Below are 14,975 nucleotides of genomic sequence, written 5' to 3'. Positions count from 1 at the left end.
CTTTTAAAAAAAGTGAGGTTTTTAAAATGGCGAAAGTGGATAGAAGAATACTCAAGAGCCAAGAGGCTATAAAAACCGCAGTGACTGAATTAATGACCCAAAAACGATTTGATGACATTACCATTCAGGATATTGCCGACAAAGCAAATGTTAACCGAGGCACGATTTATCTTCACTATATGGATAAATATGATTTATTAGATAAGATGATTGAAGAACATATGAACAACCTCGAAGAACTATGTCATTCGGCTGCTGATATGACGTTTCAAGAAGGAAATTATGTTTGGTTTGAATATTTTGAGGGTCACCATCTCTTCTTTTCAACCATGTTAGAAAGTAAAGGTGCTCATTATTTTCGGAGTCGTTTTCTCGAGTTAGTCATCCAAGAGTATGGTCCTGAAGTTGATACAACTGAAGGAGAAAATAAAGGGCTGCGTAAAGAGGTTGTTATTCAGTTCTTTGCCTCGGCCGTTGTAGGGACAGTAGAATGGTGGTTTAAAAACGGGATGCACGTTCCAACCGATGTAATAGCGGAGCAAACCGGTATATTGTTAGATCGGAATTTGGAATAATTTAATCCGTTTTATACGTACACATAAATGAAAATTCCCCCAAAGTGTAAAAGTGGCAGAAACTTTCTTATTAGAAGATTATGTTAATAAGCTGAGTTAGAGATGAGATGATATGACTTGCAGTCAGATAAAGAGATCATCTCAACATAAAAGAACAGCACTAAACCTGCTGAGTATCCATAGGTTTAGTGCTGCTCAAACATTGTGTTTTTTTTAACGGATATTGATTTTTACAGAAGGAGTCATTTCTATTGATAATACTTTATTTTCCAATTGCTTTATAAACGATGTTTAGCTCGTAAAAACTAATCCAACTTCTTTATAATCTTTGCGGGGTTCCCTCCCACTACTACATTATCTGGAACATCTTTTATCACAACAGATCCGGAAGCGATTACAACATTATGTCCAATTGTAACGCCTGGATTGATGACAGCTCGTCCTCCAATCCATACATTATCTCCAATCGTGACGGGCTTGGTATATTCAACTTCTGTAATTCGCTGTTCTGCATTCACAGGATGAGTATTCGTATAAATATGTACGCCCGGTGCCATCATACAGTTCTTCCCTATAGTAATTCGTCCCCCATCTAAAAGTGTGCAGTCAAAGTTCGCATAAAAATTTTCTCCTACGTGGATATTGTATCCGTAGTCACATCGAAAGTTGGATTCAAGGTAGATACGTTCTCCAGTTGAACCGAATAGTTTTTTTAGTAACTCCGTACGCTTTTCATAATTCGTCTCATCTGTATCGTTAAACGAACGAACAAGCCTTCTTGCATCTTCCCGGTCCTTTACTAATTCTTGGTCTGCTGGAAAATACAGCTCGCCATCCACCATTTTTTCTTTTTCAGTTTTCATTGATTCATTCTCCATTCTTGTTATCAAATTTCCCACTAAATTGAATTCGTTTACATTCTATCATGATAGTCAATACAAAAATGAGATGTTTATAGATTCCGATCAATAGCTCGAACACAAAAAAGCTAAGAAACCACGCTGCTTTTGTACCATGGACAGTTACTAATTAGTTTGTATATGTTTCCTTAATAATTGAAACAGACGCTGCTCCCGTAACAAGTAAAATACCTGAGATTAAAATCATGCCTGGCATAGAAGATCCGATTATTGGGAACAAAGCAAAACTCAAGCAAGAAGCTATAATTTGCGGTAAACAAATACTTCCATTAAATAATCCTAGATATGTTCCCATATTCTTTCCTGACAGGGCGTTGGTAAGCATCGTAAACGGAAACGTCATCATAGCAGCCCAAGCGATGCCAATTAAAATAAATGAAGCAATCAGCATCCATTGATTGTGAATAAAAAAGACAGACCCAAAACCGATACCACCTAGCAGTAAACTAAAAGCATACGCTGGCTTACGTTTGTTGTTGGCTACGCGTGACAAAGCTAGTGACCAAATGACTGCGGCAACCGACTGTACAGCTGATAAAATACCGAACCAGTTGCCCGCTGCTTGATAGCCTGAGCTAGACGGCTGATTCGTATACCAAACGTTTTCAGCGACTGCACCTGTACCGTACGTCCACAAATATTGAAAGCCCATCCAGCAGAAAAATTGAACAAGCGTGACCGTCCAAAAAACCTTTGGAGCGTTACGAAGCAGTTTAAAAACGTTTACATTTTCTTTTGTAGCTTCGTCTGCAATACCGTGGTATGCTGCAAATTCTGCAGGTGAATATTCTTTTACTTTAAGTATTGTAAATAAACTACAAATAATTAACACAACGGCCCCAACATAAAATGAAATAACAACTGATTGCGGTACTACTCCTTTTGGTGCACTATTTGACACACCTAATACCGTTAATACAAAAGGGAAAATACAGGCTAGCACAGCACCGCTGTTTGATAGAAAACTTTGAATAGAATAGGCAAAACTTTTTTGCTCTTCATTGACCATGTCTCCAACCATCATCTTAAATGGCTGCATGGCTACATTTGATGATACGTCCATAAACAAAATAGTGATAGCTCCAAAAGTCATGGCAGCCACCGCACTAAAACCAAAACTGCCGGCGTTTGGCAGCAAACACATAACAATTACGGCTACAATTGCGCCAATCAGTAGATAAGGTATACGACGGCCAAGCCTTGGCATCCAGGTGCGATCGGAAAAATAACCAACTAAGGGCTGAACCACTAAACCAGCCAACGGCGGTAAAATAAAGAAAAAGCCTAATGTAGTTGGATCAGCACCGATTGTTTGAAATATGCGTCCCATATTTGAACTCTGTAATGAGAATGCCATTTGTACACCTAAAAATCCAAAACTAATTAACCATATGGTACTGATCGGTAGATAAGGTAAGTTTGGCTGAACCCTTTTTTCACTGATTTCAACGATTTTTCTTCTAACATAACTGCCTCCTATGATTGAATTAACAGTCGCAAAAGATAGATGTTCTGATGTAAAGTGCCACAACATATGTTGTTAACGTTTTCAAAACAACGATGAATACTGTAAATGCTAGTGTCTTTGGCTGGCTGTTTTCTATTTTGCTAGTTTACCTCAGGAATACGGCATAATAGTCCTGGTCTAAAAATGCTGTTTGAGTATGTAAGAATTTTCACTATCTGCTCATCCGTAAGCTGCTGACTATCGCTTATACCTTCTTAAAATTTTCATAAAATCTAATTATTAAAAACATTAGAATACTTTTATTTGAACATTATATACTAAACTAATAATTTAATGCAATCGTTTGCACAAATTATTTTTTAAATATTTAAAGACCTTTGAATCTCGTGACACTATGCGTACATACTCATTATCATCGCTTTAATATTTCTAAGTAAAAGGAGACTTTACTCTTGAAATCTTATAAAAAACCCAAAGAATATACGTATTCCTTGGGTTTGAGTTCCTTTAATTCACTTAATTTCCTTCTGGAGCAATCCATAATAGAACAGAGATTATCTGTAATATAACTTTAACTGAAGGTTTTTGTAACCATAAGGATTATAAAGAAGATAACCGCGAAGAAAAATCCTTGACTGACAGGACTAGTAGTCTTTTTATCTAAGGATTTTCGGGTAAATAGCTTGAAGAACAATGGAAACAGAATGCCTCCAATGATTGCTGTAATTAGTGCTTTAACTAACATCCAATACTCCTTTCTAAAACAATTAGAGGATACCCATAACTTAACATAAACACCTAAATCATACAAAAAAATCATAGAGTCGAAAACGTATGGTACTCGCCCGTAAACCATTCGTTTACAGACGAAACTGTGAATTAGACTACGAAATTTTGTGGAAAACCGCTCATTTCCTTACTACTAACATTTTTAATAAACCCTCTAAAAGAAAATAATAACCAATGTTAATGTTTTTATGACTACAAGTACAAAAACAGGCTTTAAGGTTCCTTAAAGCCTGTCCACTTACCTTTCTTCCTTAAAATCCTTTTTTATATTCCAAAACGTTTGTTTTAATTCGTTATAAAAAAGCATAATTGCAAACCCTAGTATCGAAACACAGAATGAAAATTTACCCCAGTCAAAAAATATTCCTATAAATACAATGATAATCCCTATGACAAACCCTGGAGTAGATGGCTCCTCTTCCTCTTCATCTATTGCAATTTTCTTTTGAAACTTCTGATCCCCTTTAATTAATTCATCCAACGTCACATCATATAACTCACTTAACTTAATAAGGTTTTCAATATCCGGATACCCTTTGTTGTTCTCCCACTTGTATACAGCTTGTCTAGATACATTCATTTCCCCAGCTAATTCTTCCCTGGACATCTTTTTCTCTTCTCTTAACTTCTGCAGCTGTTCCCCTAAATTCACCTTCATCACCTCTAAGGCTTAGCTTACAATAAATATGTAAAAAATTCCATAAACGCTTAGTAACAAGCTGTAAACCATTGGTTAACACAGCAGGTATTAGTACTAATCACTATACATGTCCTCATTTAACAAATAAAAAAAGCTAGCATAAAGCTAACTTTTTTAAGTTAGAGAGAAAGGCAGGCTAATAATTAGCAACCGCCAAATCCTCCCCAACAAGCACAGCCAATAATGATTAATAAGATAAACAGCACGATAATTAAAGCAAAACCACTGCCACCGCCGTAACCGCAGCCGCCGCCATAACCATAGCCACAACCTCCGCCATAACCGCCAAAGAACATAAACTTCACCTCCTTCTCGTTCATACATTTAGCATATGATGAAAAACGAAATTTGCTCCACGAAGTGGATAGACTACGTTTTATATCACTATAAATAAAAAAATAATAACCTTTTAGTTTCTTTTACATACAATGAAGCATCCTCAGATCCCATATATGAGTTTGACTCCCTCTGCAATAGATTGCTTGAATTCCGCCCGATCAGTTCTATTGCATATAAAAGCACCCCCGCACAACCTAGAATAAAAAAGTCTTTCTCACATTAGAGAAAGACTTTTTTATTGTTATTAATAGCCAAATCCGCGGCCGTAACAGCTGCATCCAATAATGACAAGAAGAATAAACAAGACAACTAATAAAGCAAAACCAGAACCAGCTCCACCATAACTAGACATACAAACACCTCTTTTCGTGGTATTTAACTAAAGGAAAAAACTTTAAATATACATGGGTTAAGGTATTATATGTAGACATAGCTCATATCGATTGGATTTTTGTCAAAAATAGGCTACTTTGTTTAACAATAGCTAAATAACATCCTAAATTTCACATAGTAAAAACCCTTCATTGCTAAAATGAAGGGGCTTTTTTGGCTATCAGCACCAAGGACGAGGTCTAGGAGGACAGCTTGGAGCACAAAAATGTTGATGCGTTTCCTGACATACAACGGATTCTGTATGCGGGAATGAGTGCATATATTTATAATTTTTTTGATAAACATTTGTGGTATGACTAGGATGCACCACTGGTATAAACACATTTTGACCAGTAAAAGATGTGTTTTGTTTAACTGGGTCATACTGAGCAGGCATGGTTTGAGGAGGCAATTGACCACATGGTTTAGCTTGAGGATAACCGCAATTACTTTGCTGAGGATACATAGCCCCTTGATAACCACCGTAATTAGAGTGCTGATAAGGATAGTTGTTTCTCATATTAAAAAATCTTCTCCTTTCTGTTAGTAGACTCCTATTACTGTATGTGAAACAACCATAGAATGTTTGGACAAATACCTAAAAAAGACCCTAATGATTTAGGGTCTTCTTTACCAAGAGAAAAAGAAACATGTATCCTTAGTAACATAGCTATGAGACTAAGAAATAGAAGGTTTTTTAATGTCCATTATTCCTCAAGATTAACATCCATCGCTGCGTTATCAATATTATTTAAAATGGTTTTGTTTTTATCATCTAATTCATTACGTAAAAGTGAATTACGCGTCGCTTTGTATAAATCGTAGCTTCTTTCATCAACTGGAGAATTATGATCTTCACATATCATTTTTTCTGATTCTTTGGATTGATCCGCCATATCAGTCACCTCCTCTGTATAGTATGTGAGTTGATTAGAAAAAACATAAGAACTTTATCTGGCTACTGTTGGGTAAGGTTTAATCAACGGTTGGCTGTTTCTGTATATTGTGTTTACATATGACCTAATATTAGGTGGACACAACCGTTTCTTGAGCATGCTTTTGGATGATTTCTGGAACTTCCAGCAACGAATTAACGGTTATCAATTTACCTTTTGGCGCAATATCAATTTTAACTTCGTTGTAGCTCCACTCCAGTTCAGAAGGCACGTGAATCGCATGTATTCCAGCTTCTACTGCCGGTCTTATATCGGTTTTTAATGAATTGCCAATCATCCAAGTCTTTTTTGGATCGTACTTAATTTGGTTTAGTATCTCTTTTAATGCAGATGTATCTTTCTGTTCAGAAATGAACACTCTTTTTTCAAAGTATTTAGCTAGCTCTAGCTGAACAATTTTTCTACCTTGATTTTCCTCGTCTCCACCTGTATGTAAGTAGAGATTATGTCCTTGTTCTTTTAGCTTATCTAATACTTCATACATATTTGGCAAAGGCTCTATCGGTACTTCAAATACACTTTGACCAATTTTTTTCACTCGTTCGACTCTATCTTCATGGATATCTTGATGATTTTGTTCACTAAAAAATAAATAAGTAGCTACTAATGATTCTGGAAAACGGGAAGAATGAAGGCCATACTTTTCAATACTTTTTAAATCTATCTCTAACTGCTTTTGTTTTATTTCTTCCTTAGTCAGATTCTCAAACCACTCCTGCAATTGAGCCACAAAAGCATTTATGGTGTCTCTAAAATATTTATTACAGTGAACAAGCGTATCGTCTAAATTAAAAAGTAAGGTTTGCTTCTGCATTTCGTTAAATCCTTTCTACAATGGATGTACAGACAATATATAAAAAAACACTAACCACTTTTATTATCTATCCAAACCTAACACGAAGGTGAATTTCCCAATACGTTAGGCACAAGCAATTGATTACTATACTGAAATGAGAATATTTAGTGGAAAGACCCTTCTAGCGTATAAAATAGAAGGATCTTTTTATAAGATAAAAAGCTGCAGGATATTCCTGCTAATACATATAACGTTCAAAATGTTTTCTATTCATGTTTGTTTTGAACGTAGAGGTACTCAGTCCTGAACGATTTATTAGCGGTTGGCTGCCTTCGCCTTCTTTAGGTATATTCATTTCAAGACCTTGTATAGTGAAAGGATCATACATATACGTTTTTCGTTCAGTTTCTGTGTGCGACATTAACTTCACCTCTATTAATAGCCCTCATTTTTTCAAATCCTGTTAACTCGTTTACAGCAGGTTCTTTAATGAAAATATCTGCGTTTCATAGGTCTTTTCGCTAAAAAAGATCCGTCATTTTCTACTTTTTTTATTAAGTTGTAATTTCTTGTGGCTCTTCACCTTCAAGGTCAGTAAAGAAATTTTCTAAGGTTTCCCTCGGGTCGAGAGCACGCCCATCTTCTTCGACAATACGGTTAAGCGTAGGATCATTATTGCTATCTTTATTTTTATAGTTGTTATAATCAACTCTTTCTGCAATTCCTGAATTATCAACGCCTGTAAAGTCTTTCTTTGGCATAAAAACACCTCCTAGCCCTATTGTTTGAAAATTTGAAGATAAAATAAGTGGAAGGTTAAGTTATATTTTTATTTCCCGAGAATTAATTAGATACGGGTTGCTAAGAGACATGTACAACATGCTTAATTGTTTTACGAACTGGGGAAACTAAAACGTCAAAACTCACTTTACTGAGAAGGAATATAAGTGGAAAGAAATCCAAACACAAGATAGTTTCAGGATGATTTAAAGCAGTATCAAATGCCAGAGTCAGTAAAGCAACAAAAATCAGGAACTTATCGAGTCGGATTTCAGTCAAACACTGGAATTGAAAAAGGACAGAATCAGCAAGAAGGAAGAGAAAATAAATAAGCTTGATCACTTTATCCTTTTACATGACGAGGAGGACATCTCATGGATCACCAAAAGATGTTAGTCATTTGTCATTTAAATGGTATACACATGAACATGAAAAAAGAATGACAAACGAAATGTCATTCTTTCTCCTACACATGGCAAGCGTTTAATTTTTAGTCACAAGGAAATGAAACATCTAATTCCACTTTTTACAGTGTCGATTGTTTCTAAAAACTAGTATGTCATCCTGAAAACAAAATAAACATCCATCATTTACCACGCATATACCTCTTGGCCTCTAGGAAACTTAAGAAAAACAAGGAGGTGACACAACATGGCAAACAACAAAAGCAGCAACAACAATGAATTATTAGTATACGGTGCTGAACAAGCAATCGATCAAATGAAATATGAAATCGCTAGCGAGTTTGGTGTAAACCTTGGTGCTGATACAACTGCACGTGCAAACGGATCAGTAGGTGGCGAAATCACAAAACGTCTTGTGCAATTAGCTGAGCAACAACTTGGCGGCGGACGCTTCTAAGACAACTTTATAATTGATGGCTGAAGGAAGAGTGGTTATCCACTCTTCCTTTTATTATGGACATTTTCTATTGAACATCACAAGCAGAAAACCACATAAAGCACGACAAAACAAAAAACTGCCAAAGAAGGCAGCTCTCTTTATAACAAGGGTATTGTGACTGATGCCCTTATAGGCATCTTGAATAGTATGTGTAAAATAGTAGATTGTATTCACTGATAAAATTCCTTTTTTATATCTAGAAGAATAATCAAACATGATATGGAGACGTTAAGTGTGTGCATAGTAAGAAAGGTGGCACATTGCTATGAATATGTTAAGGAGGCTAACAATGGGTATTTTAAGTGGAAATCCTACAGATGAACCGATGCATTACGGTGAAGTCTTTGGAACATGGTCGTTTCTTTCTGCTTCAAAAGGATTAGTAGCTGGTTATCAAACGTTTCTAAATCATGTAGGAGACAAGGATCTACATAAGTTGGTACAAGAAACGATTGAACAATGTCAGCAGGAAATGAAAGGTGTAGAAAAGCTATTAAAAGAAAATGGAGTGGCTTTACCTCCAACTCCGCCTGAACGTCCAGAAGCTTGTTTAGATGATATTCCAGTAGGTGCACGTGTTCAAGACCCCGAAGTTGCTGCGGCTATTTCACTGGATATAGCTGCTGGTCTAGTTGCTTGCAGTCAACTGATTGGCCAATCTATTCGCGAAGATATTGCAGCAATGTTTGGTCAAATTCACATGCAAAAAGTAGCTCTTGGTGGAAAGTTTTTGCGACTTAACAAAGAAAAAGGCTGGTTAGTTCCACCACCTCTTCACAAGTCAAAAAACACGGATTGTTAATCGTAAAATTCGTATAAAACGTGAAGATTTCACATTAAGTCAACCCCACAGCACGCTATAAGAAAGAACTGCTGATTCATTCCACATTAGTAATTCTTTCTCGAATAAAGAGCACTAATGAGAGCAAACTACTCAAGATGCAGTAGAGCATTATCAATATAATAACATCTATATTTCAACGACTAGGAAAACTACTGCACAGAAGCAGTAGTTTTTTCCATTTTGATACTGTAGAGAATAGAAAAAGATCGCGAACATAATCTACGTTTATAAGCAGTACCAAATTAATTCTGGAATACACAATAATCTTTTAAGAGAAACTACTAACAATGTACAAAAAGATACTTCCAGTATAGTTAAGGAGATAAAACCAATTGAATAATAAATTTGAAAAGCGTTTTTTGAGGGTTATCTTTATTTTAACTCTATCGGGTTTGCCTTTTTTATTAAGAAAGCCTCCTGTGAAAGACTCAATATTGACTTTTCTACTTAATGGGTATACCAACGGCATAGTTGACAGATTTGTTATTACTCATAAGCTCATTAAATATCCTGTACGCTATTTTCGAAAAGAGTTTAAGATACATGTTCTATTTGACTTTTTGCTATATCCAACTGTCTCCGTTATCATCAACAAACTAACAAAAAACGATAAACCCTTAGTTATCATATATAAAATTATTTTATTCATCTTTCCAATGTTTTTAATTGAACTCTGGGCAGAAAAAAAGACAAATTTAATTAGATGGAGAAGACCTTGGAAATGGTATCATACTTTACTTAGTCTTACAGTCAAATCAGTATTAAACAGGTTAATGATCGGGGCTATAAGAGCATTAGATGAAAAAGTAGAAAAAAGTTCTTGATTCATGAAATAAAAACTAAGTTGAAGATATTTCTATATCTTGAACAAATGAGTCAAGAAGCCGTGAAGCATCTAACCACCTCTTTATGGAAAAATAAAGAGCTTTTTCTCGTCAAAGAACTCTTCATTTCGATAAAGATTAGTTGTATATCAATGAACTGTATAAAATAAATGAACAAGACCATATTAAATATGGATGATAGGTATAAAAAGTATATTTTTTCGAATCCATAGGAGATCGTAAATGAATAATTATAAAAATGACAATACTGCAAGACGCTATATTGCTCATGTCAGTATATTTGGAACGACTCAAATCCATTTAAGAAACCCCTATATTATCGCTTGGTGGTCAGCAGCTTTTCCAGGGTTTGGGCACCTACTACTGTCTAAATACCTTCGCGGCTTTGTGTTATTTGTATGGGAAGTCGTCATAAACCTTAAATCTCATGTGAATTTAGCTATGATTTATTCTTTTCAAGGAAACATTGATATGGCCAAAGACGTGCTTAATACAAGGTGGCTTCTTATTTATATTCCCGTTTATATTTTTGCTATATGGGATAGTTACCGAACAACCGTTGATTTAAATAAAATATACGTGTTAGCTGAACGAGAAAACCATCGGTTCAACACCTTCAGTATAGGAGCCATGGAAATAAACTATTTAGATAAACGGAATCCCATCCTGTCCGTTTTCTGGTCCTTGGTGATGCCAGGTCTAGGACAACTCTATATTCATCGCATCATTGGTGCTTTCTTTGTTATCATTTGGGCAGTCATTTTCTTTTATTATTCTCACCTGCTTGAAGGAATTTCTCTTCTATTTTTAGGAGAAATAAAACAGGCTACTTCCGTTTTAAATAAAGAATGGCTGTTATTTTTCCCTTCCCTATATGGTTTTGCTACCTTCGATTCCTATATAAATACGGTTGAGAATAATAAACTTGCTGAAAAAGTGCAGAAAAACTTCTTTGAGAAAACGTATCAACATCCAAGCTTTTGTATTGGGAGAAGAAAAAAGGTGGAGTGAAAACATGCAGGTCTTTTCTACATTTGAATACTCCAGTTACATAGAATTAGCTGTTTCAGAGCTAGAAAAAAAAGGGATAAAGAAAGAAGATATATTTATTGTCCCCCTTAATAATCGAACGGAAGATCGCCGGCTTTTTGATAGCCTTCATCGAGCAGATGGAGTTTCTCTTATTGATCTAGGAATGGCTCTAGCCACAGCCTTTTCAGTCATTGGTGCAAGCATTGGGTTTAAACTAAGCTGGGGCCCCATCTACTGGGGAATAATTAGTGCTTTTATCGGATTTATCTTAGGGCTAGGAATTAAACTATTTATGTTTAAAGTAATCAGGAAAAACCAACGGCTTTTACGCGGCAAACATTCTGAAGTCATACTCATTGTTGATTGTCGTACGGTGGACGCCGGAGTTGTTGAACAAACTTTGTGGAAAAACCTTGCCTTAGGTGTTTCAAAAGTCCGATCTGATGGCTTATAAAAATAAGTCATCATCGTACAATATAATGACCAGATACAGGATGAATAAATTACTATTCAGGATTAGAGATAACTTCCTTAACGCATTGAGGGAGTTTTTCTGTTTTTAAGCTGTATACTCTTTAGTTAATATAATGTCATTTATTAGAACCAAAAAAGCTTTTAAAAAGAGCTTTTTTGGTTCTAACATATGTTAATTAAATGCCATTCTACCAACCTCTTTGATTTCTTAATGTCGTAATATGAGCAATATGATGCTTTCCATGCCAAGCGTAAGTAGCTATTAATTGCTCAATCGTCACTTCCCCGTTTTCAGGGTGGTGGATCGTTTTCTTTAGATCTATTTCATCAAGTGAGTTCAACACTTTATGAAGCCGCTTATGTAAAGCTGAAAAAAGTTGAAGAGAAACTTCTATCGGTAAATCATTATCAGGCAGAGTTGACCAAGCCACTTCATCATAAGCCTTAATAGTAGGCGCTTGCTCTGTTAAGCCTAGTTTAAAACGAGTATAAGCATTCATATGTGAGTCAGCTAAATGATGGACAACTTGACTTAATGTCCAACCGCCTTCTCGGTAAGGCGTGGCTAATTGTTCTTTTGTCAGTCCTTCTACAGCATCAGCTAATTGCTTTGGGGCATCTCCAATGTCATGAATCCACCCTTGAATATCTTCTTTCTGAATATTTTCTTTCACCGTAAATTTCCCAATAGGATATTGATTAAACATATTTCTGCCTCTCTTTCTATTTTTATTACTATCTATTATAGCAATTTTAAATAAATTTAAATATTCGGAATTAAATATAGGTGAAAAATTATAATTTATAAATATGGTATGTACTTTCAGTTACCATCATGTACCTTCTCCGCAGTACAAAGATCTGCCTTTGCTATAATTCATGATAATTATTTTCCTGAATTAGGCCCCTTTTAATTAAAACAATAAACATATAGATAAACTTGCCGTAAAATTAAGTTGAGGTGAGCAAATTGAGCAGTGATTATAAAAGCTATTTCTACAGTAAGTTCTTTTTAATATATTTTATTACCGTTTCCTTATTTATTAGTGTTGATATTATAGAATCAGGGAGAATCACACTTTTTTCTTTTGGAGACAGCTGGAATTTCATCTTGTATCAAATTGGTTTTTGTTTAATTTCTATTGGCTTTTTTAGTGCCTTCCTTGCAAACTTATTATGGAAAATAAAAAGAGTTAAATAAATACGTCATAATCCCCACAGAAATAAAAGAAGACCTTCAGCTATTGGAAGGTCTTTTTTGGATATTTGCTTTAAGCGTTTGTAATCTTGATTGAGAATCATTTGTTTGCCTAATCACTTTTCCACGATGTACTGATATCCATATAAAACAACGGCTAAAACCGTAGTCATTCCCCAGTACATGCTTGGCGACATCCTTTTCATTTTAAATATACCCGCTTTTTTCAAGGCACCGCCAAAAGGAAAAATATTAAACCAGTCTAACACCGTATTGGCAAGTATGTATTTTAGAAAAGAGCCGTACGTTAGCTTAAATATCCAAAGCGTTCCTATTAAGTGCGGACCTAAAATATAAGTGAAATCTATCGGAGCTTTAGGAAATAAAGGATTGTTGTTTCTAAACCATTTTTTCTGATTGGCAATGACGGTAAACACAATGATGAATAGGTTAGCGAAAGTAGCTACAGGCAAAAAGCGGACAAATGATTTTGTTCCTATAAAAGGCGCGGTTAACCATGGGAAAATTAGTACACTTAAAGAAATGATCAATTTTCTTTTATACTTACGCATGTAATTTTCTCCTCAAACTATAGTTTCGGAAATATTATTACCTAAAATTGAAGGTTTATGTAATGCTGCAATAATTTCAAGCAAAGATAAACCAGCTAAGGATGACATGCATGAATTTTTATATTTCCAAACGGTTCTACTTTTGCACTTTTTAATGGTGAATCTTAATAAGGTTAAATTATTTTTTTAGTGATATAGCGTTTATTTTTAGTGACGATGGCATTAGAATCCAACCTTCAAAAAAGAAGCATCTAGCCTTTAAAGACTAAATGCTTCCTCTCCTTTACACCTTATAAATTTCATTAGACGACAGCCAGTCAACGAATTGATGATACGGATAATAGGTAGTCCCTTTCAGCTCTATCTTTGGAGCTCCGGGATATTTAGTTAACAGTTCTTCAATTTCACCTTTGCTTAAGTGAAAGTGATAGTGTAGATCTTTTTCTTTAATCAAATAAGGATATTTTGATTTTCTTTGAGGTTTGCTGAAATTCTTTAAACCATCGCCTATAAAATAACCAAGGGCAGCTAATCCTAACGCTAACCAAAAAAAGTTCATTTCCAAAGTAGGATACCTCCAAACATACTCATAAAATAAATCCCATCATAAAATTCATAAAAAAAAAGACCTTACTTTATAAGGCCTCTACAGATTAGCCAGCTTTTTATCAGCTATAGACTTCATAAGTATACCTGCACCTGAAACATTTAATACGATGCTGCTACCTAAAATAACACCATATAGTAATCCCGTAATATGTAATGTTAAAGTCAAAATCAAAAAGACTGTTCCTGTACCGACTAGAACTAATCCCAAGCTTCGATTATCCATCTATTTCACCACCAAAAAACAAATATAGTTATATATTAACATAATTATGTTTTTTTCACTTATTAAATAGTTATTTCCATTTTTACACTGTGTACAATATTTAAATGTAGTCACCGTAGTACTTTATAAGAAGGAGAAAGAAGCAAAAGCTAAGCTGCGTTAATTTCCCCTTCTTTTTGTAACTCAAGTTTTCATTAAAAACCCTGCGGATATAATACAAGCAGCCGATAAAAGTAGTCCTGTTAATCCTTGTTTTAAAACAAACCCAAAAATTATAATAGAAAATGATCCCAAAAAGAACATCAATTTGACTAAAACATTTCTTTTGCTCATTTATATAACCATCTCAATTCTATATATAAATAATATATAAAGTTACTGGCGTTGTTCTCTTTGTCCAGTAACCCAAGCTAACGCCAAAATAGAAACAGTTACAGCTACTGCAGTCAACATAACTATATTCACCTCTTCTTCCTTATAATTACATTTTAACATACCTTCAGGGTACTGTTTTAACAGAGATATGTTATGCGAAATGAACTAGTATAAAACCGATTATCAGCACAAAAAGAGCACCTAA

The 14,975-nt window shown here is 34.9% G+C and carries 20 protein-coding genes; 6 read left to right on the top strand and 14 right to left on the bottom strand.

Going from position 1 to position 14,975, the window contains the following annotated elements; all coding sequences use genetic code 11:
• Positions 1–26: 26 nt before the first annotated feature.
• The gene (locus tag ACFX4E_RS05775) at positions 27–575 is read left to right on the top strand and encodes a TetR/AcrR family transcriptional regulator (protein WP_377237784.1); all 549 of its coding nucleotides are present in this window, start codon (positions 27–29) and stop codon (positions 573–575) included.
• A gap of 305 nt (positions 576–880) precedes the next feature.
• Here the strand turns inward: ACFX4E_RS05775 and ACFX4E_RS05770 are convergent, their stop codons facing one another.
• The 10 genes from ACFX4E_RS05770 to ACFX4E_RS05725 form a co-directional block, all read right to left on the bottom strand.
• Positions 881–1,438: a sugar O-acetyltransferase gene (locus tag ACFX4E_RS05770; protein ID WP_377237785.1), complete on the bottom strand. Its 558-nt coding sequence runs from the start codon at positions 1,436–1,438 to the stop codon at positions 881–883.
• Positions 1,439–1,604: 166 nt separating this feature from the next.
• Complete coding sequence (locus ACFX4E_RS05765; RefSeq protein ID WP_377258900.1) at positions 1,605–3,029, bottom strand: SLC45 family MFS transporter; 1,425 nt, start codon at positions 3,027–3,029, stop codon at positions 1,605–1,607.
• 961 nt (positions 3,030–3,990) lie between these two features.
• Positions 3,991–4,404 (bottom strand): helix-turn-helix domain-containing protein, encoded by a 414-nt coding sequence (locus ACFX4E_RS05760; protein ID WP_098334117.1) that lies wholly within the window; start codon positions 4,402–4,404, stop codon positions 3,991–3,993.
• Between the two features lie 191 nt (positions 4,405–4,595).
• Positions 4,596–4,748 (bottom strand): YjcZ family sporulation protein, encoded by a 153-nt coding sequence (locus tag ACFX4E_RS05755; protein WP_013058439.1) that lies wholly within the window; start codon positions 4,746–4,748, stop codon positions 4,596–4,598.
• 287 nt (positions 4,749–5,035) lie between these two features.
• A complete protein-coding gene (locus ACFX4E_RS05750; RefSeq protein WP_016766356.1) occupies positions 5,036–5,143 on the bottom strand; it encodes a YjcZ family sporulation protein in 108 nt (35 codons plus the stop codon).
• A 201-nt stretch (positions 5,144–5,344) separates the two neighbouring features.
• Positions 5,345–5,683 (bottom strand): CotD family spore coat protein, encoded by a 339-nt coding sequence (locus ACFX4E_RS05745; RefSeq protein ID WP_377237787.1) that lies wholly within the window; start codon positions 5,681–5,683, stop codon positions 5,345–5,347.
• 187 nt (positions 5,684–5,870) lie between these two features.
• Entirely contained in the window at positions 5,871–6,059 is a 189-nt protein-coding gene (locus ACFX4E_RS05740; protein WP_028409840.1) for a hypothetical protein, read from the bottom strand.
• Positions 6,060–6,189: 130 nt separating this feature from the next.
• Positions 6,190–6,933: an HAD family hydrolase gene (locus ACFX4E_RS05735; RefSeq protein WP_263033855.1), complete on the bottom strand. Its 744-nt coding sequence runs from the start codon at positions 6,931–6,933 to the stop codon at positions 6,190–6,192.
• A gap of 220 nt (positions 6,934–7,153) precedes the next feature.
• Positions 7,154–7,336: a hypothetical protein gene (locus tag ACFX4E_RS05730; RefSeq protein ID WP_028409838.1), complete on the bottom strand. Its 183-nt coding sequence runs from the start codon at positions 7,334–7,336 to the stop codon at positions 7,154–7,156.
• Between the two features lie 133 nt (positions 7,337–7,469).
• Positions 7,470–7,676: a hypothetical protein gene (locus ACFX4E_RS05725; protein ID WP_013084439.1), complete on the bottom strand. Its 207-nt coding sequence runs from the start codon at positions 7,674–7,676 to the stop codon at positions 7,470–7,472.
• Between the two features lie 670 nt (positions 7,677–8,346).
• Between ACFX4E_RS05725 and ACFX4E_RS05720 the strand changes: the two genes are divergently transcribed.
• The 5 genes from ACFX4E_RS05720 to ACFX4E_RS05700 all read left to right on the top strand — a co-directional run bounded on the left by ACFX4E_RS05720 (position 8,347) and on the right by ACFX4E_RS05700 (position 11,773).
• Positions 8,347–8,556: an alpha/beta-type small acid-soluble spore protein gene (locus ACFX4E_RS05720; protein WP_013058452.1), complete on the top strand. Its 210-nt coding sequence runs from the start codon at positions 8,347–8,349 to the stop codon at positions 8,554–8,556.
• 331 nt (positions 8,557–8,887) lie between these two features.
• The gene (locus ACFX4E_RS05715) at positions 8,888–9,400 is read left to right on the top strand and encodes a DUF3231 family protein (protein WP_013058453.1); all 513 of its coding nucleotides are present in this window, start codon (positions 8,888–8,890) and stop codon (positions 9,398–9,400) included.
• A gap of 374 nt (positions 9,401–9,774) precedes the next feature.
• Positions 9,775–10,266, top strand: coding sequence for a CBO0543 family protein (locus ACFX4E_RS05710; RefSeq protein WP_102812878.1), 492 nt, complete (start codon positions 9,775–9,777; stop codon positions 10,264–10,266).
• A 243-nt stretch (positions 10,267–10,509) separates the two neighbouring features.
• Entirely contained in the window at positions 10,510–11,298 is a 789-nt protein-coding gene (locus ACFX4E_RS05705) for a hypothetical protein (protein ID WP_263033854.1), read from the top strand.
• A 4-nt stretch (positions 11,299–11,302) separates the two neighbouring features.
• Positions 11,303–11,773 carry a hypothetical protein gene (locus ACFX4E_RS05700; protein WP_028409834.1) on the top strand — a complete coding sequence of 157 codons (471 nt, stop codon included), beginning with the start codon at positions 11,303–11,305 and terminating at the stop codon, positions 11,771–11,773.
• 208 nt (positions 11,774–11,981) lie between these two features.
• Here ACFX4E_RS05700 and ACFX4E_RS05695 read toward each other — a convergent pair whose 3' ends face one another.
• The 4 genes from ACFX4E_RS05695 to ACFX4E_RS05680 form a co-directional block, all read right to left on the bottom strand.
• Complete coding sequence (locus ACFX4E_RS05695; protein WP_336128570.1) at positions 11,982–12,500, bottom strand: YfiT family bacillithiol transferase; 519 nt, start codon at positions 12,498–12,500, stop codon at positions 11,982–11,984.
• Between the two features lie 607 nt (positions 12,501–13,107).
• Positions 13,108–13,563: a hypothetical protein gene (locus ACFX4E_RS05690; RefSeq protein ID WP_377237788.1), complete on the bottom strand. Its 456-nt coding sequence runs from the start codon at positions 13,561–13,563 to the stop codon at positions 13,108–13,110.
• A 283-nt stretch (positions 13,564–13,846) separates the two neighbouring features.
• A complete protein-coding gene (locus ACFX4E_RS05685; RefSeq protein WP_025749994.1) occupies positions 13,847–14,128 on the bottom strand; it encodes a hypothetical protein in 282 nt (93 codons plus the stop codon).
• 81 nt (positions 14,129–14,209) lie between these two features.
• Complete coding sequence (locus ACFX4E_RS05680) at positions 14,210–14,395, bottom strand: hypothetical protein (RefSeq protein WP_377237789.1); 186 nt, start codon at positions 14,393–14,395, stop codon at positions 14,210–14,212.
• Positions 14,396–14,975: the final 580 nt, after the last annotated feature.

This window comes from Priestia sp. YIM B13491, assembly GCF_042787605.1.
GTDB lineage: Bacteria > Bacillota > Bacilli > Bacillales > Bacillaceae_H > Priestia > Priestia megaterium_E.
This window is presented reverse-complemented; position numbering and strand designations above follow the sequence as displayed.